Genomic DNA, 17313 nt, shown 5'->3' with positions numbered 1-17313 from the left:
TGGTGGCCGTCGCGCTGGGGCGCCGACGACGAGAAGGGCGCCAGCAACTGGATGACGCCCGCCAACGTGCTGCGCGCCGCCCAGTCGATCCGCGACGGCCGCATGTACAAGCTCGGCCGCACCTACGAGACGGGGATGCCGATGTTCGGCGCCCGCGCCTTCGCACTGCGCATTCCGGGCGCCCCGACGGGCGGCCCGTTCGGCGCCAACAAGCTCGTCTACCATGACGAGTTCGTGGCGACCGAGGTCGGTCAGGTCGGCACCCAGTTCGACGGTCTCGGCCATATCGGCCTGCAGCTCGGCCGCGACGGCGACAAGAACGAGATCCGCTACTACAACGGCCACAGCGAGCAGGACATCGCCGACGCCTACGGCCTGAAGAAGCTCGGCGTGGAGAAGCTGAACCCGCTCTTCACCATCGGCGTCCTGATCGACATGGTCGGCCTGAAGGGCGGGATGATGGATGCCGGCCAGGAGATCACGGTCGCCGACATCCGGGCCGCGCTCGCCCGCCAGCAGATGCGCGAGGACGACATCACCGAGGGCGCGATGGTGGGCTTCCACACCGGCTGGGGCAGCCTGTGGATGAAGAACAACGACCGCTACAATGCCGGCTGCCCGGGCATCGGGCTGGAGGCGGGCCGTTGGCTCGTCGGCCGCAACGTTTCCGTGGTCGGGGCCGATTCGTGGCCGGTCGAGGTCATCCCCAATCCGGACAAGAGCCTGGCCTTCCCGGTCCATGCCGAGATGCAGACGAAGAACGGCATCTTCTTCCACGAGAACCTGAACTTCGAGGCGCTCGCGGCGGACCGGAAGTACCGCTTCGTCTACTCCTTCACGCCGGTGCCGATGAAGGGCGCGACCGGCTCGACCGGCTGCCCCGTCGCGATCACCTGAGCGCAAGGCGGTCAGGCGCCCTCGGCCGCGAGTAGGTCGCGGTAGAGGGCGTCGAGCCGCTGCGTCACCGGCCCGCCGGGACCGCCGCCGATCACCCGGCCGTCGACCGCCGATACCGGGGTGACGCCCCCGAAGGTGCCGGTGACGAAGGCCTCGTCGGCGGTCGCGACCTCGGCCAGGGTGAAGTCCTTCTGCAGCATCGGGATGCCGTTCGCCTCGGCGAGCGCGATCACGTTCGCCCGGGTGATGCCGTTGAACGAGAAGCGGCCGGTCGAGGTCCAGACCTCGCCGCGGCGGACGATGAAGAAGTTGGTGGCGTTGCAGCTGGCGACGAAGCCGTGCGGGTCCAGCATCAGCGCCTCGTCGGCCCCCGCCTTCAGCGCCTGAATCAGCGCCGTGATGAGCGGCAGGCGGCTGTGCGAGTTGATGCGCATGTCGAACATGTCGGGCGGCGTCGTGCGGATGGTCGAGGTGAAGAGGCGCAGCCCCTTCTTCTTGACCTCGGGATTGGGCTCCTTCCATTCCGCGACGATGACGACGGTCGCCGCACCGACCGTGTAGCGCGGGTCCTGGTTGGGGGTCCGCTTGAGGCCGCGCGTCACCATCAGACGGATATGCACGCCGTCCTGCATGTCGTTGGCGGTGACGGTGCGGTAGAGGGCGCCCGCCAGCGCCATCCGGTCCATGCCGATGTCGAGATCGATCGCCGCCGCGCCCTCGTAGAGCCGGTCGAGGTGGCGGTCGAGGAAGGCGACCTTGCCGCGGACGAGACGGAACCCCTCCCAGACGCCGTCGCCCAGCACGAAGCCGGCATCGAAGACCGACACCGTCGCGTCGCGGCGGGGAACCATGTCGCCGTTGACGTAGAGGAGGACGCGGTCGTTGCGCGGATCCTCGACGAAACCCTGCGATCCCTGGACCATCGGTCACCCGGTCAATCGGTGGCGGTGGAGAAGGCGGTAATATGGCTCGGCCGCCGCCGCCAGCGGAATCAGCGCGTCGGGCAGTTCGACCGGCTCGGCGCGCGGCGGCGCGAAGCCGGTCGAGCGCCAGACGGATTCGTACCAGTGCGGCGCCCAGACGCCGTCGCTGTCGCGCGGACCGGCCGGCCAGGACAGCATCGCCCGGTCCCACGGCACCGCGAGGGCGCGGCAGAGCGCGGCCAGCACGCCCGCCGGATCGGCCAGGACATCGGCGGCGTCGATCACCGGCGGGATGCGGCCGGTGCGCCGCGCCTCGCGCTCGAACAGTTCCGCCTGCACCGCGTAGCCGAGATCCTCCAGCGCCACCGTCTCGCGCGCGCGGACATAGGAGGCGACGACCGCCCGCGGATCGCGGATCAGGAAGGCGTTGGCGAGGCCGTCGATCCAGTCCCGGCCGACCTCGGGCAGCAGGTGGTGGGCCATGTGTTTCTGGTAGAAGATCCCGAGGCCCGGCCGCACTTCCCCGACCAGCCGCGCCGCGACCGGCCGCCAGTCGGTCGGCTGGCTGGCGATGACGGCGTCGCGGCCGGGATGGTCCTTGCCGGTGCGCGCGAGATAGAAAGCGTAGAGCGGCTCGTCGACCACCCAGGCATCGGCGCGGTTGCCCCAGGACCGCAGGAGCGCCGTCGACAGGTTGCGCGGTCCGGACCACATGGCGATGCGCCGCACGGCGCCTCCCGGCATCGGCGGGCCCGCCTCGTTCAGAATCGGATGCCGTACCGCGCGGCGATCGTGTCCATGCCCTCGTTGCGCTCGTAGATGCCGGCGTTGGAGACATGCGACAGCATCAGCGAGACGGCGTGCCGCCGCTCGGCGCCGAAGCGGTAGCCGACCTCGATCGCCTCACGGAACAGCACGCGCCCGCCGAGCGCCTTGCGGTCGCTGCGGTCGGTGTCGGTCTCGCCGTCATGGATGGCGAGACCGAGGCTGCCGGAGACGAACGGGCCGCTGGCGAAATCGTACTGCCAGGTGAGGCCGGCATAGGCCTGGCTCGTTTCCCCGGCCACGTTGACCTGGAGGCCGAGATGCGGCCTGGGCGCCCACAGCGCGCGGAGGAAACCGGGCGAGGTGAACAGCACCTCGCCGTTGACGTCGAAGCCCTTGCGCTCCTTGCGCGGACCGAAGATCGGCGGGTCGTGATAGGCGGCGCCGACCTTGATCTCGGACACGATCTGCGCCGCAGCCGGCACGGCCGCCGCCAGCGTCGCGCCGAGCGCCAGCACCATCGGAATCGCTGCCCTCATCCCAGCCCCCTTGCGAAGATGATTCGTCCTGAAATCACCGTACGTTGCAGGGTGATCCTGTCAACCGATCGCAGGATCGGGACGCGTTGTCGCGACCGCTTCGCGTCGGCATAGTGGCCGCATGGACACGTCTCCCGGGCTTCCCGTCGTCGCCGCCGAGCGCCTGCACCGCCAGATCGTCGCCATCCTCGCGGCCTGGGGCATGGATGCCGAGATCGCCGAGGCGACCGCCGGCGCGATGGTCGACACCGACCTGCGCGGCATCGATTCCCACGGCGTGACGATGCTCATCATCTACGAGGAACGGCTCCGGGCCGGGCGGCTCGCGCTGCGGGCGCGGCCCGCGATCCTGCGCGAGACGCCGGTCACCGCACTGATGGATGCCGGCGGCGGCCTCGGCCATTTCCCCTCGCTCGCCGCGATCGACCTCGCCATCGCCAAGGCGCGGCGCATGGGCGTCGCCCTGGTCGCGGTGCGCAACAGCAACCACTACGGCGCCGCCGGCACCTATGCCCTGCGCGCCGCCGAGGCGGGCCTGATCGGCGTCACGGGAACCGGGTCGCGCACCCGCTGCGTCGTGCCGACCGGCGCCCGCAACGCGATGTTCGCGACCAACCCGATCGCCTTCGCGGCGCCGACGCGGCGCAACCGGCCGTTCGTCCTCGACATGGCGACGAGCACGGTCGCGGTCGGCAAGGTCAATCTCTGCTGGCTCAACGACCGGCCGGTGCCGGCGGGCTGGGTCGTCGACGGCGCCGGGCGGCCGGTGACCGATGCCGAGGAGGCCCGGCAGTTCTGCCTGCGCCGCGTCGAGGGCGGGGTGACGCCGCTGGGCGGTCTGCCCGCGATGGCGAGCCACAAGGGCTACGGGCTGGCGGCGATGATCGAGATCCTGTCGACCCAGCTCTCCGGCGCCATCTACTGCGGCACCGCCGACACCGATCCGCGGGCGAAGGCCACGCCCTACGACGATGTCGGGCACTTCTTCCTCGCCCTCGACCCGCGCGCCTTTCGCCCCGACGGTGCATTCGAGGACGAACTCGACCAGATGCTCGACCTCCTGCGCCGGGCGCCGCCGGTCGACCCGGCGCAGCCCGTGCTCGTCGCCGGCGACCCGGAATGGGCGCACTACGACCGCCGTCGGGTCGAGGGCATCCCGATGCCGGTCAAGCTCGTCCACCATGTCCGCGCCATCGCCGCGCGCGCCGGCGCGCCGTTCCTGCTGTTCGGACAGGCGGCCGGCCCTCACCCCCTGGGATAGATTCCGAGCGCCTTGGCGCGGCCGACGGTGAGCGCCGCGACGGCGTCGAGATTGGGGGTGGGGATATCCAGTTCGCGGGCGAAGTCCTGGACCGCGAGCACGATGGCGTCGAGCTCGGTCGGCCGCTTCAGCTCGAAATCCTGGGCCATCGACGGGCGGTGGGCGCCGCCGGGGCCCGGCTTCTGGATGTTGGCGAGCCGCGTCTCGGCGTCGGTGTCGAGGGTGAGGCCGAGGGCTTCGGCCACCCGCTGTCCCTCCTTCAGGACGCCGAGCGCGATCGGCCGCAAGGCCGGGTCGCCGGCGATCTCGGGAATGGTCAGGCCGGTCACCGCGCACATCGGGTTCCAGGCGAGGTTGCCCATCAGCTTGATCCAGACCTCGGCCCGGATGTCGGCGACGACGGGCGCGTCGATGCCGGCCGCCGTGCAGGCCTCGGAGATCGCCGCGATACGAGCCGTGCGGCTGCCGTCCGGCTCGCCCAGCAGCAGCCGGTTGCGCTTGGGCGACTTGTTGACGACGGTGCCGGGCGACACGACTTCGTTGGCGGAATAGACCACCGAGCCGACAGCGCGCGCGATCGGCAGCCGGTCCCAGAGGATGCCCTCGGGATCGAGGCGGGCGAGGCGGCGCTCTGCGGCCGGACCGGGGTGGCCGTGGAAGTACCACCACGGGACGCCGTTGGTGGCGAAGACGACGGCGGTCTCGGGTCCCAGCAAGGGCTGCATCGCCGCGACCGCGCCCGGCAGCGCCGGCGCCTTCAGCGTCACGATCACCGCGTCCTGGGCCCCCGCCCGGCGCGGATCGTCGGTGGCGAACGGGCGGACATGGATGCGCTCCTCGCCCGCCAGCACCGTCAGGCCGCGATCCTGGACGGCGGCGAGATGGGGGCCGCGGGCGATCAGGGTGACGTCGATGCCGGCACGCGCCAGGCGCGCGCCGAAATTGCCGCCGACGGCGCCGGCGCCGTAGATGCAGATGCGCATGGGATGTCTCCGCCCGGGAGAGGGTCGCTGGAGGGTCGCGGGAAGCCCGTCTAGACGCTGAGATAGCGTCGCACGGCCGTCTCGTCCATCGCCGCGCCCTCGCCCGACAGCACGACCTCGCCGCGGTCCATGACGACGAAGTCGTCGGCGAGCTCGCGCGCGAAATCGAAGTACTGCTCGACAAGCACGATCGCCATCGTGCCGATCTGGCGGAGATGACCGATGACGCGGCCGATATCCTTGATGATGGAGGGCTGGATGCCCTCGGTCGGCTCGTCGAGCAGCAGCAGCCGGGGGCGCATCACGAGCGCGCGGGCGAGCGCCAGCTGCTGCTGCTGGCCGCCCGACAGGTCGCCGCCGCGCCGGCCGAGCATCGAGCGCAGCACCGGGAAGAGCTCGAAGATCTCCGAAGGAATGGTGCGCTGGCGGCGGGCGAGGCAGGCGAACCCGGTACGCAGGTTCTCCTCGACCGTCAGCAGCGGGAAGATCTCGCGCCCCTGGGGGACGAGCGCGATGCCGCGCCGCGCCCGCTCGTAGGGCGGGATGCCCGCGAGGTCCCTGCCCTCCCAGACGATGCGCCCGCCACTCGTCGGCCGATGCCCGGCGACGGCACGCAGCAGCGACGTCTTGCCGACGCCGTTGCGGCCCATGACGCAGGTGACCCGGCCGGGCTGCGCCGCGAGCGAGACCTTCTTCAGCGCCTGTGCGGCCCCGTAATGGACGTCGATGGCTTCGACCGTCAGCATGGCTCAGCGTCCCAGATAGACTTCGACGACGCGCTCGTTGGCGCTGACGGCATCGAGCGAGCCCTCCGCCAGCACCGAGCCCTCGTGCAGGACCGTCACCCGGACGCCCAGCGCCCGGACGAAGCTCATGTCGTGCTCGACGACGACGACCGAGCGGGTGCGGTTGATGTCGCGCAGCAGTTGGGCCGTCTGCTCGGTCTCGGCGTCGGTCATGCCGGCCACCGGCTCGTCGACCAGCAGCAGCGCCGGCTCCTGCGCCAGCAGCATGCCGATTTCCAGCCACTGCTTCTGGCCGTGCGACAGGGTGCCGGCGGAACGGTGGCGGAGGTCCGTCAGGCGGGTGATCGCCAGGATCTCCTCCAGCCGGTCCCGCTCCGCCCCGGTCATGCGGGCGACCAGCGTCCGGAAGACGCTGCGCGGCTGCTTCACCGCCAGGACCAGGTTGTCCCAGACCGTATGCATCTCGAACACGGTCGGGCGCTGGAACTTGCGGCCGATGCCGAGTTCGGCGATCGCCGCCTCGTCGAGGCGCGACAGGTCGTGCTGGCCGGCGAAGAGCACGGTGCCGGCGTCGGGCCGGGTCTTGCCGGTGACGACGTCCATCATCGTCGTCTTGCCGGCCCCGTTCGGACCGATGATCGCCCGCATCTCGCCCGGCTCGATGAAGAGCGACAGGCCGTTCAGCGCCCGAAAGCCGTCGAACGACACCGAAACGCCGTCGACATAGAGGATGGCCGTGGTCTCGACCGGCGCGGTCATCGGCCCTGCTCCACCGGCACCGGCTGATCGGCCGGCACCGGTCGTTCCGCGGCGGCCGGCAGCGCCCGGCGCCGGCCGATCGCGCCGAGCGTGCCCAGGATGCCCTTCGGCAGGAAGAGGGTGACCGTGACGAAGAGCGCGCCCAGGGCGAAGAGCCAGACCTCCGGCATCGCGCCCGTCATCCAGGTCTTGAAGGCGTTGACGACGACGGCGCCGAGTGCTGCGCCGACCAGCGTGCCGCGGCCGCCGACGGCGACCCAGATCACCGCCTCGATCGAGTTGGTGGGGGCGAACTCGCCGGGATTGATGATGCCGACCTGCGGCACGTATAGCGCGCCCGCGACGCCGGCCATCATCGCCGAGACGACGAAGACGAAGAGCTTGTAGCGGTCGACCCGGTAGCCGAGGAACCGGGTGCGGCTCTCGGCGTCGCGGATTGCGACCAGCACCAGCCCGAAGCGCGAGGCGACGATCCAGCGCGCGACGAGGAACCCGCCGGCGAGCGCGACGCAGGTGGCGGCGAAGAGCGCCGCCCGGGTGCCCTGGTCGCGCACCGCGAAGCCCAGGATCTCGCGGAAGTCGGTCAGGCCGTTGTTGCCGCCGAACCCCATGTCGTTGCGGAAGAAGGCGAGCATCAGCGCGAAGGTCAGCGCCTGGGTGATGATCGAGAGATAGACCCCCGTCACCCGCGAGCGGAAGGCGAACCAGCCGAAGACGAAGGCCAGCAGGCCCGGCACGGCCAGCACCATGACGGCGGCGAACCAGAACTGGTCGAAGCCCCACCAGTACCAGGGCAGCTCCTTCCAGTTGAGGAAGACCATGAAGTCCGGCAGCAGCGGATGGCCATAGACGCCGCGGGTGCCGATCTGGCGCATCAGGTACATGCCCATGGCATAGCCGCCGAGCGCGAAGAAGGCGCCGTGGCCGAGCGAGAGGATGCCGCAATAGCCCCAGACGAGGTCGAGGGCGATGGCGAGCAGCGCGTAGCACAGCCACTTGCCGACGAGCACGACGAGATGGGTCGGGACGTGCCAGGGCGAGGACGGCGGCAGCGCCAGGTTGGCGAACGGCACCAGCACGGCGGCGGCGGCCAGCACCAGGAGGAAGAGGATGCCGGGCCAGCCGGCGAGGAGGCGACGGGTCAGCATCGCGTCACGCCTCCACCGCGCGCCCGCGCAGCGCGAAGAGCCCGCGCGGGCGCCGCTGGATGAAGAGGATGATGAGCACCAGGATGATGATCTTGCCGAGGACGGCGCCCGCCACCGGCTCCAGGATCTTGTTGGCGATGCCGAGCGTCAGCGCGCCGGCCAGCGTGCCCCAGAGGTTGCCGACGCCGCCGAACACCACGACCATGAAGCTGTCGATGATGTAGGCCTGCCCGAGGTTGGGGCTGACATTGTCGATCTGCGACAGGGCGACGCCGGCGATGCCGGCGACGCCCGAGCCGAGCGCGAAGGTCATGGCGTCGACGCGGTGGGTGCGGATGCCCATCGAGCTCGCCATCGGCCGGTTCTGGGTGACCGCGCGCATCTGCAGCCCGAACGCCGTCCGGCGCAGCACGACCAGCAGCAGGACGAAGACGAGGATCGCGAAGACGATGATCCAGAGCCGGCTCCAGGTCAGCGTCAGGCCGTAGAAATCGACCGCGCCGGACATCCAGGACGGGTTCGACACCTCGCGGTTGGTCGGGCCGAAGACGCTGCGGACGGCCTGCTGGATGGCGAGGCTGAGGCCCCAGGTGGCGAGCAGGGTCTCCAGCGGGCGGCCGTAGAGCCAGCGGATGACCGAGCGCTCGAGCACGGCGCCGACCGCGGCCGTGAAGAGGAAGGCGACGGGCAGGGCGACGAAGAGCGCATAGTCGAGCAGGCCCGGCGCCTGGGTCCGGAACAGCTCCTGGACGACGAAGGTCGTGTAGGCGCCGAGCATCACCATCTCGCCGTGCGCCATGTTGATGACGCCCATGACGCCGAAGGTGACGGCGAGGCCGACCGCGGCCAGCAGCAGCACCGCGCCGAGCGACAGGCCGTAATAGAGGTTCTGGGCGTAGTCGAGCATCGCCAGATGCCGCTGGATGGCGGCCGCCGCGGTGCGGGCGGCGTCCGCCACCGCCGGCGGCGCGCCGTTGGCCGCCGACAGCAGCAGGCCCAGCGCCTCGCGGTCGGTGCGCGCGCCGACGACGGCGGCGGCCGCGACCCGATCGGCCTCCGGCCTGTCGGAGACGAGGACGATCGCCGCCCGCGCCGTCTCCATCGCCCGGCGGACGTCGGCGTCCTTCTCCTGCGCGATCGCCGCCGTCAAGGGCGCGAGGCCGGCCGGGTCGCGCTGCTTGAAGAGGGCGTCGGCGGCCGCGATCCGCTCGCTGCGGCTGCCGACGGTGAGCGTCAGGCCGCCGAGGAGACCGGAGAGCTGGCGGCGCAGCCGGTTGTTCAGGTTCGCCGCCTCGAGGTCGCGGTCGGAGGCGGCGCCGGCGGCGGCCCCGGTGGCGGCATCGGTGAGCGCGCCGCCCGAGGCCGTGGCGGCGATGACCACGCGCTGGTCGGCGCGGCGAAGGAAGAGACGGCCTTCGGAGAGGGCCTTGAGGGCGGCCGCGGCGCGTGCGTCGCCGGACCGCGCCAGCGTCTCCATGGCTTCGCCCTTGGCGGAATAGTCGTCGCCGGCGAGCGCGGCGAGTGCCGCCGCGAGATCGCTCGTCGCCTGGGCGGGCGCCGTGGCGGCGAGGGCGGAGAGGCCGATCGCGAGGACGAGGGTCAGGCCGCGCAGGAACGAGAACATGGGTGGGGTCCGTCTCGCTGCCGAAGGGCGGGATCGCGGAAACCGGGGCGCCCGGGCCGGCTTGGTGCCGACCCGGGCGGCCGGAGCTACTGGAACTTCGGCTTCTCGCAGCCGCCGCAGACCCACGGGTAGGTCCAGTCGGCGGTCAGCTTGGCGGACTCGGGGATGTAGGGCGACCAGGCCGCGCCCGCGACCAGACCCTTCGTCTTCCACACCGTGTTGAACTGGCCGTCGGCCTTGATCTCGCCGATCAGCACGGGCTTGGAGATGTGGTGGTTGACGCCCATCACCGAGACGCCGCCCGTCAGGTTCTTGACCTTCTGGCCGTACATCGCCTGGCGCACGGCGTCGACGTTGGTCGTGCCGGCCTGCTGGACCGCCTGCACCCACATCTTGAAGCCGATGTAGTGCGCCTCCATCGGATCGTTCGTCACCCGCTTCGGGTTCTTGATGAAGGCCTGCCACTCCTTGATGAAGGCGTCGTTCTCCGGCGTCTTCACGCTCATGAAGTAGTTCCAGGCGGCGAGATGGCCGACCAGCGGCTTGGTGTCGATGCCGGCCAGTTCCTCCTCGCCGACCGAGAAGGCGACGACCGGGATGTCGGTCGCCTTGACGCCCTGGTTGCCGAGCTCCTTGTAGAAGGGAACGTTGGCGTCGCCGTTGATGGTCGAGACGACGGCGGTCTTCTTTCCGGCCGATCCGAACTTCTTGATCTCGGCGACGATCGACTGCCAGTCGGAATGGCCGAAGGGGGTGTAGTTGATCATGATGTCCTCGGACTTCACGCCCTTGGACTTGAGGTAGGACTCGAGGATCTTGTTGGTCGTACGCGGATAGACGTAGTCGGTGCCGGCCAGCACCCAGCGCACCACCTTCTCCTCGCTCATCAGGTAGTCGACGGCGGGGATCGCCTGCTGGTTCGGCGCCGCGCCGGTGTAGAAGACGTTGCGCGACGATTCCTCGCCCTCGTACTGGACGGGATAGAAGAGCAGGCCGTTCAGCTCCTCGAACACCGGCAGCACCGACTTGCGGCTGACCGAGGTCCAGCACCCGAACACCGCCGACACCTTCTGCTGGCTGATGAGCTCGCGCGCCTTCTCGGCGAACAGCGGCCAGTTGGACGCCGGGTCGACGACCACCGCCTCCAGCTTCTTGCCGAGCAGGCCGCCCTTCTTGTTCTGGTCGTCGATCAGCATCAGCATGACGTCCTTGAGCGTCGTCTCGCTGATGGCCATCGTGCCCGAGAGCGAATGCAGGACGCCGACCTTGATCGTGTCCTGGGCCAGCGCCGGCCCGGCCAGGGTGGCCGCCGCCATCGCGGCGCCGGCGATAAAGCTCTTGGTGCCTATCTTCATGGCTGTCCTCGTCCCCAATCTCCCGGACGGGTGCCGCCGCCGAATTCCCTCTGCGGCTGGTCACGCCCGTATGCTGCAAGGCAGCAAGGGATGTGCCATCCCGGCGCGGAACGAACGCGGGAGGCGATCGGGCAGGCTCGGGGCCGCGCTTGTCGCGATTTCGCCCATAAATTGTGCATTGCTTCGGCAGTGCCGAATGCAACTGCCCCAGGGCGGGCAATGCTTGCGACGCGCCGGCGGAGAGCGCCATTCTGTCGCAGCCGTCGTCGGCGGGCAGAACCGATCCGGGGCTCGCGACGACGATTGCGGGCCGCCTGTCTCTGCCGGGACCGGTGGCCCGACTCGTTTCCGCCAAGCGCCAGACCCGAGGACCTGCCGATGATCCCGACCCGAACCGCCGCGGCCGCGCTCGCCGCCGCCGCGCTGCTCGCCGCCGCCGGCTCCGCCCATGCCCAGGACCGCATCGCCCGCGGCAAGTACCTCGCCGCCATCATGGACTGCGGCGGCTGCCACATGCCGGGCGCCTTCACGGGCAAGCCCGACGCGAGCCGGTTCCTCGCCGGCGAATCGATCGGCTTCGAGATTCCGGGGCTCGGCATCTTCTATCCGCCGAACCTGACCCCCGACCGCGACACCGGCCTCGGCAAGTGGAGCGAGGCGGACATCGTCAAGGCGGTGCGCAAGGGGGTGCGTCCGGACGGGCGCGAACTGGCCCCGGCGATGCCCTGGCGGGCCTATGCGGCGCTCAACGACAGCGACGCCCGGGCGCTCGCCGCCTATCTCAAGAGCCTGAAGCCGGTCGCCAACAAGGTGCCGGAGCCGGTCGGCGCCGGGCAGCCGGCCAAGGCCCCCTACATGACGGTGGTGGTGCCGAAGTGAGCGGGCGGGAGGGGCGCCGCCGCCCCTCCCCCACCCTGCGGGCCGGCTACTTCCGGACGAGCTCGCACTTGCTCTCGGCCAGGGGGATCGTCACCTCCGACGCCGGGATGGTGCGCAGCACCTTGAAATAGTCCCACGGCGCCTTCGATTCGTTCGGCGCCTTGACCTCGACCAGGTACATGTCGTTGGCGAGCCGGCCGTCGGGACGGATCTTCGCCTTCGGCGCGAAGAAGTCGTCGACCGGCGTCTCGCGCATCTTCGCCGCCACCTTGGCGCCGTCGGTGGTGCCGGCCGCCTCGACCGCGCGCAGATAGTGCAGGACCGAGGAGTAGACGCCGGCCTGGATCATGCCGGGCATCTTCTGGGTGCGGGCGAAATAGCGCTTCGACCAGGCGCGGCTCGCCTCGTCGCGGTCGTGATAGAAGGCCATCGTGGTCAGGAGGCCCTTGGACGAGGCCAGCCCCAGCGCATGGACGTCGCTCAGCACGATGACGAGGCCGACCAGCTTCTGGCCGCCCTCGACGATGCCGAACTCGGCCGCCTGCTTGACCGTGGTGATGGTGTCCTGGCCGGCGTTGGCGAGCCCGATGATCTTGGCCTTCGACGACTGCGCCTGCAGCAGGAAGGACGAGAAGTCGGCGTTGCTGATCGGATGCCGGACATTGCCCAGCACCTTGCCGCCGCCCGAGGTGACGATGGTCTCGAGGTCCTTCGCCATCTGGTGCCCGAAGGCATAGTTGGCGACCAGGAGGAACCAGGTGTCGCCCTTCTCGGCCAGCACCGCGCGCGCCGTGCCGTAGGCCTGGGAATAGGTGTCGAAGACCCAGTGGAAGCCGGTCGGCGAGCAGTCCTCGTTGGTCAGCCGCGTCGTCGCCGGGCCGGAGAAGAGGGCGATCTTGCCGCGCTCCTTGGCGATCGCCTGCACGGCCAGCGCGACGGCGGAGTTGGTGAGGTCCGCGATCGCCGTCACGCCGTCGGCGTCGTACCACTTGCGGGCCGTCGCGGCGGCGATGTCGGGCTTGTTCTGGTGGTCGACGGCGACGACCTCGATCGGCTTGCCCAGCGCCTTGCCGCCGAAATCCTCGATCGCCATCTTCGTCGCCTCGACCGACCCGAGGCCGCCGAACTCGGCGTAGAGGCCGGTCTGGTCGTTGAGGACGCCGATCTTCACCTGATCCTGCGCCGCGGCCGGCAGCGCCAGCCCGAGGGCCGCCGCCAGCGCGGCTGCCGCCCAAATCCTTCTCATCGCTCTTCCTCCATCCGAGGCCTCGCCCCGGGGGAGAGCCGAGGGGCGGCCGCCGCCCTTCTAGCCGATCGGCGGCCGCCCGGCATCCTTCTTCCGCCCCTCAGAAACGCACCTCCCCGACCAGCCGCACCTCGCGCCCGCGCAAGGGCGTCACGTCCTTCAGTGGCGAGACGTGGTTGCGACCCTCGGCGTCGGTCAGGTTGCGGCCCTGGAGACGCAGGGTCAGCCCGTCCTCGTCCGGCAGCGGCCGCCAGGCGATGTCGGCGTTGAGAACGGTGTAGCCGCCGGTCTCGGTCTCGCCGGGTGCGGTGCGGTCCTGGCGGAGCGCGCCCTGGACCTCGCCGCGCAACGTCAGCCGGCCGAAGTCGGCCGTCGTGCCGACGGTGTAGGAGACCGGCGGGATGCGCGGCAGCGGCGTCCCCGCCCCCCGCTGCTCCGCCCACACGAAGTCGGCGCGACCGTCGAAGGCCAGCGTCCAGCCGTCGCCGCGCAGCGCCGTCCAACCGAGCTCGAGCTCGATGCCCCGGAAGTCCGCGTCGGTCTGCCGGTAGCGCACGAGGTCGAGCCCGTCGACGCTGCCGCCCGCCAGGTCGCCGAAGATGAAGTTGTCGTAGCGCGCGGCGAAGAGGTTGACGCCCCCGGTCACGTCGCCGACGCGGCGGCGCAGCGACAGCTCGGCATTCCAGGCCGATTCCTTGCGGAGGTTCGGATCGCCGACCTCGAACGAGCCGGTCGCGAGGTGGGGACCGTTGGCGAACAGCTCCTCGGCGGTCGGCGCCCGCTCGGTCCGGGACAGCGAGGCGCCGATCTGCCAGCCGCCGCCCAGCCGATAGGTCGCGCCGGCCGACATGCTGATGCCCGTGAAGTTTCGCTCGCGGGCGAGCGCGGCCGCCTCGACCCGCGTCTGCTCCAGGCGGGCCCCGGCGGTGAAGATCCACGACCCCAGCTCGTAGCGCTCGAGCAGGAAGCCGGCCCAACTGTCGGTGACGGTCGGCGGGATGAACGCCTCCTCGCCCTCGGCCTTGAAGTCGCGCCGGCCGCCCTGGATGCCGACGATGCCGGTCAGCCCGCCCAGCGGCGCATGCTCGGCTTCGAGGCGGCCCTCCCAGCTCCGGTTGCGGAACTGGGTGCCGGCGGCGCCGTTCTCGATCTCCTTGTGCTCGTAGTCGGCGAAGCCGATCCGGCCGCGCAGCTCGCGGACGCCCGCGAGCGGTTCGCGGATGCCGAACCGGGCGTCGTAGCGCGTCTGGCGCATGTCGATCGCGACGCGCTCCTCGGCTGCCTCCTCCTCGTGCTCGTGGCCGTCCTCGTCCTCATGGTCGTGGTCATGGTCGTCCTCGGCATGGACGTGGCCGCCGGACGGGATGCCGTAGCGCGTCTGGAAGCGGGAGACCGATAGGCCGAGAAAGCCCCAGTCGCCGACATAGCTGGCGCCGACCGCCCCGCCCTTCGAGCGCACGAAGCTGTTCTCGACCCGCCCCTCGCGCCCGCCCGCGGCATAGTCCGACGCGCTTCCGGCGAAGCCTTCGGCGTGGAGCACGAGGTTGCGCCCGATCGCCCCGTCGATCGCGGCGAAGCCCTGCGCGTCGCGCGCCGCAGTGCCGTACTCGAACCGGGCGATGCCGGCGACGCCGCCGGCGGGCCGCCGCTCGGGAATGCGGCCGTCGATCACGTTGACGAGGCCGCCCACCGCCGCGCCGCCATAGAGCAGGGTCGCCGGCCCACGCAGCACCTCGACGCGCTCGACGCCCGCCATCGGTGCCGCCACCGCGTGGTCGGGGCTGACCGTGGAGGCGTCGAACGTGTCGAGGCCGTTCTGCAGCACCCGCACCCGCGGGCCGGACTGGCCGCGGATGACCGGCCGGCTGGCGCCCGGCGCGTAGCCGGTCTGGGCGACCCCCGGCACCCCGCGCAGCGTTTCCCCGATGGTCGCCGCCCGGGCGCGGTCGAGCGCCTCGCCCTCCAGCACCGCATTCCCCTCGACGACGTCGGAGCGGGACTGGCCGAGCGGCGCCGTCACCAGGATCGAGCCGAGATTGACCGCCCCGCCCTCGACCATCTGCGCCGCAGCCCCGCCCGCCGCCAGAAGCCCCGCGGCGACCGCGATCGCTCCGCCGCCCAGACCCACTCGCCGCTTCGCCATCCTTGCCCCCAGGAATACATCGCCTGAATTGTTATGACATAACATCACGTGTAGCGCCAAGCGCTCGCGGAACGATCCATTCGGTCGCGGGTTGGCCCGAAAGGACACAGCCCGGCGGAGTAGCCTCCCTTGAGCCACACCCTTCCAGCCCAGTCGCAGCCGACCCAGCCCGGCCTCGAAGCCGACATGCACCCCGCGCCCGACCACGCGCCGCGCTTCCCCGGCGCCGGCCGCCTCGCCGGCCAGGTCGCGCTGATCTCCGGCGGCGACAGCGGCATCGGCCGGGCCGTCGCGGTCGCCATGGCGCGCGAGGGCGCCCGGATCGCCCTCCTTCACACCCCGCGCGAGCATGGGGATGCGATCGACACGGTCGAGCTGGTCGAGGCCGAGGGCAGCCAGGCCATGACGCGGGCCGGCGACATCGGCTCGGAGGCGTTCTGCCGGGAGGCCGTCGCGGCGGTCCTCGCCCGCTTCGGCCGCCTCGACATTCTCGTCAACAACGCCGCCGAGCAGCACCCGCAGGACGACCTGACGAAGATCGACGCGGCCCAGCTCGAGCGGACGTTCCGCACCAACGTCTTCGGCTGCTTCTTCCTGACCAAGGCGGCGCTGCCGCACCTCCGGGAGGGGTCGGCGATCATCAACACGACCTCGGTCACCGCCTACAAGGGCAGCGGCCACCTCATCGACTATGCCGCGACGCGCGGCGCCATCGTCGCCTTCACCCGTTCGCTGGCGGACGCCCTGGTCGGCCGCGGCATCCGGGTCAACGGCGTGGCGCCGGGGCCGATCTGGACCCCGCTCATCCCGGCGTCGTTTCCGCCCGACCGGGTGGCCGAGCATGGCCGCGCGACGCCGATGAAGCGGCCGGGGCAGCCGCACGAGGCGGCGTCCTGCTACGTCTTCCTCGCCAGCAAGGACGCGTCCTACATGACCGGCCAGGTCCTCCATCCCAACGGCGGGACGCCGGTCAACGGCTGATGCCCGATCGCGGCGGCGGGCCGGCCGAGACGCTCGCGGCCGCCGGTCTCGTCCACAGTTCCGACGACGAGCCCGGCATCGCGCGGCACGCCGCCGGCCCCGGCTTCGTCTACCGCGATCCGGCCGGCCGGCCGATTCGCGACCGGGCGACGCTGGGCCGTATCCGCAAGCTGGCGGTTCCTCCCGCCTACCGGTCGGTGTGGATCTGCGCCGATCCCCGCGGCCATCTCCAGGCGACCGGGCGCGATGCCCGCGGCCGCAAGCAGTACCGCTACCACCCCGACTGGCGGACCGTACGCGATGCCGCCAAGTTCAGTCGGATGCGCGCCTTCGGCCGCGCCCTGCCGGCGCTCCGTGCGGCGGTCGCGCGCGACCTCGCCCGGCCCGAACTGACGAAGGAGAAGGTCGTCGCCGGCGTCGTGCGACTGCTGGAGGGCACGTTGGTCCGCGTCGGCAACGACCGTTACGCGGCCGAGAACGGCTCCTACGGGCTGACGACCCTGCGCAAGCGCCATGCCGCCGTCGAGGGCAGCCGCATCCGGCTCGAGTTCCGGGGCAAGGGCGGACGTCGGCAAGCGGCCGAGTTCGGCGACCGCCGCGTCGCCAGGCTGGTCGCCGCCTGCCGCGAACTGCCGGGGCAGCGGCTCTTCCAGTATCTCGATGCCGCGGGCGATCGCCATCCCGTAGGCTCGGAGGACGTCAACGCCTATCTCGCGCGGGTGACCGGGCAGGACTTCACCGCCAAAGACTTCCGGACCTGGGCCGCGACGCTCCTCGCAGCCTGCCATCTCGCCGCCGAGACGCGGCCGGAGACCGAGGGGGAGGCGCGGCGCACGGTGCTGGAGTGCGTCCGCCGGGTTGCCGCCAACCTCGCCAACACGCCCGCCGTGTGCCGCAAGTGCTATATCCATCCGGGCGTGCTGGAGGCCTATGCCGCGGGCCGCCTGCCGGGCCGGCCGCCGGACGAGCGGGCGATGCTGCGGCTCCTCGCGCGGCTCGATCGCGAGCGCCCGCCCGACGGGGCATAGGACACGGGCTGGCATCCCGGCGTCCGTTGGGGCATT

Annotated in this window: 16 protein-coding genes; 5 read left to right on the top strand and 11 right to left on the bottom strand. The window is 71.2% G+C overall.

Annotation, left to right across the window (positions count from 1 at the left end; genetic code table 11):
- On the top strand, nt 1–897 hold an 897-nt coding region (locus tag ACE3Q3_RS08380; protein ID WP_374444448.1), incomplete at its 5' end, for a cyclase family protein.
- 11 nt (nt 898–908) lie between these two features.
- On the opposite strand, the gene ACE3Q3_RS08375 is transcribed toward ACE3Q3_RS08380, so the two are convergent.
- The 3 genes from ACE3Q3_RS08375 to ACE3Q3_RS08365 are packed head-to-tail and all read right to left on the bottom strand — an operon-like array spanning nt 909 to nt 3124.
- Nucleotides 909–1820, bottom strand: a complete 912-nt coding sequence (locus ACE3Q3_RS08375) for an aminotransferase class IV (RefSeq protein ID WP_374444446.1) — start codon at nt 1818–1820, stop codon at nt 909–911.
- A 3-nt stretch (nt 1821–1823) separates the two neighbouring features.
- Nucleotides 1824–2564 carry a hypothetical protein gene (locus tag ACE3Q3_RS08370; protein ID WP_374444444.1) on the bottom strand — a complete coding sequence of 247 codons (741 nt, stop codon included), beginning with the start codon at nt 2562–2564 and terminating at the stop codon, nt 1824–1826.
- 17 nt (nt 2565–2581) lie between these two features.
- Nucleotides 2582–3124: an acyloxyacyl hydrolase gene (locus ACE3Q3_RS08365; RefSeq protein WP_374444442.1), complete on the bottom strand. Its 543-nt coding sequence runs from the start codon at nt 3122–3124 to the stop codon at nt 2582–2584.
- 121 nt (nt 3125–3245) lie between these two features.
- Here ACE3Q3_RS08365 and ACE3Q3_RS08360 point away from each other — a divergent pair, with 121 nt between their 5' ends.
- Nucleotides 3246–4385, top strand: coding sequence for an Ldh family oxidoreductase (locus ACE3Q3_RS08360; protein WP_374444440.1), 1140 nt, complete (start codon nt 3246–3248; stop codon nt 4383–4385).
- Here ACE3Q3_RS08360 and ACE3Q3_RS08355 read toward each other — a convergent pair.
- The 6 genes from ACE3Q3_RS08355 to urtA form a co-directional block, all read right to left on the bottom strand.
- Nucleotides 4370–5368, bottom strand: coding sequence for a ketopantoate reductase family protein (locus tag ACE3Q3_RS08355; RefSeq protein ID WP_374444438.1), 999 nt, complete (start codon nt 5366–5368; stop codon nt 4370–4372). The genes ACE3Q3_RS08360 and ACE3Q3_RS08355 overlap by 16 nt on opposite strands.
- A gap of 50 nt (nt 5369–5418) precedes the next feature.
- Nucleotides 5419–6114: an urea ABC transporter ATP-binding subunit UrtE gene (gene urtE, locus ACE3Q3_RS08350; RefSeq protein WP_374444436.1), complete on the bottom strand. Its 696-nt coding sequence runs from the start codon at nt 6112–6114 to the stop codon at nt 5419–5421.
- A 3-nt stretch (nt 6115–6117) separates the two neighbouring features.
- Entirely contained in the window at nt 6118–6873 is a 756-nt protein-coding gene (urtD, locus tag ACE3Q3_RS08345; protein WP_374444434.1) for an urea ABC transporter ATP-binding protein UrtD, read from the bottom strand.
- Nucleotides 6870–8021 (bottom strand): urea ABC transporter permease subunit UrtC, encoded by a 1152-nt coding sequence (urtC, locus tag ACE3Q3_RS08340; RefSeq protein WP_374444432.1) that lies wholly within the window; start codon nt 8019–8021, stop codon nt 6870–6872. Before urtC ends, urtD begins: the two co-directional genes overlap by 4 nt.
- A 4-nt stretch (nt 8022–8025) precedes the next feature.
- The gene (gene urtB, locus ACE3Q3_RS08335) at nt 8026–9645 is read right to left on the bottom strand and encodes an urea ABC transporter permease subunit UrtB (protein WP_374444430.1); all 1620 of its coding nucleotides are present in this window, start codon (nt 9643–9645) and stop codon (nt 8026–8028) included.
- Nucleotides 9646–9731: 86 nt separating this feature from the next.
- On the bottom strand, nt 9732–11000 hold the full coding sequence (gene urtA / locus ACE3Q3_RS08330; RefSeq protein ID WP_374444427.1) for an urea ABC transporter substrate-binding protein: 1269 nt from the start codon (nt 10998–11000) through the stop codon (nt 9732–9734).
- A gap of 378 nt (nt 11001–11378) precedes the next feature.
- Here urtA and ACE3Q3_RS08325 point away from each other — a divergent pair, with 378 nt between their 5' ends.
- On the top strand, nt 11379–11879 hold the full coding sequence (locus ACE3Q3_RS08325; RefSeq protein WP_374444425.1) for a cytochrome c: 501 nt from the start codon (nt 11379–11381) through the stop codon (nt 11877–11879).
- A gap of 46 nt (nt 11880–11925) precedes the next feature.
- On the opposite strand, the gene ACE3Q3_RS08320 is transcribed toward ACE3Q3_RS08325, so the two are convergent.
- Both ACE3Q3_RS08320 and ACE3Q3_RS08315 read right to left on the bottom strand, forming a co-directional pair.
- Nucleotides 11926–13125, bottom strand: a complete 1200-nt coding sequence (locus tag ACE3Q3_RS08320; protein WP_374444424.1) for an ABC transporter substrate-binding protein — start codon at nt 13123–13125, stop codon at nt 11926–11928.
- A 100-nt stretch (nt 13126–13225) separates the two neighbouring features.
- Nucleotides 13226–15268 carry a TonB-dependent receptor gene (locus ACE3Q3_RS08315; RefSeq protein WP_374444422.1) on the bottom strand — a complete coding sequence of 681 codons (2043 nt, stop codon included), beginning with the start codon at nt 15266–15268 and terminating at the stop codon, nt 13226–13228.
- A 129-nt stretch (nt 15269–15397) separates the two neighbouring features.
- Between ACE3Q3_RS08315 and ACE3Q3_RS08310 the strand changes: the two genes are divergently transcribed.
- Nucleotides 15398–16249 carry an SDR family oxidoreductase gene (locus ACE3Q3_RS08310; RefSeq protein ID WP_374444420.1) on the top strand — a complete coding sequence of 284 codons (852 nt, stop codon included), beginning with the start codon at nt 15398–15400 and terminating at the stop codon, nt 16247–16249.
- Nucleotides 16249–17277, top strand: coding sequence for a DNA topoisomerase IB (locus tag ACE3Q3_RS08305; protein ID WP_374444418.1), 1029 nt, complete (start codon nt 16249–16251; stop codon nt 17275–17277). The genes ACE3Q3_RS08310 and ACE3Q3_RS08305 overlap by 1 nt, the downstream gene beginning before the upstream one ends.
- Nucleotides 17278–17313 lie beyond the last annotated feature (36 nt).

The organism is Allostella sp. (genome assembly GCF_041913585.1).
Classification (GTDB): domain Bacteria; phylum Pseudomonadota; class Alphaproteobacteria; order ATCC43930; family Allostellaceae; genus Allostella.
The sequence above is the reverse complement of the archived record's forward strand: the minus strand, read 5'-3'. Positions and strand labels throughout refer to the sequence as shown.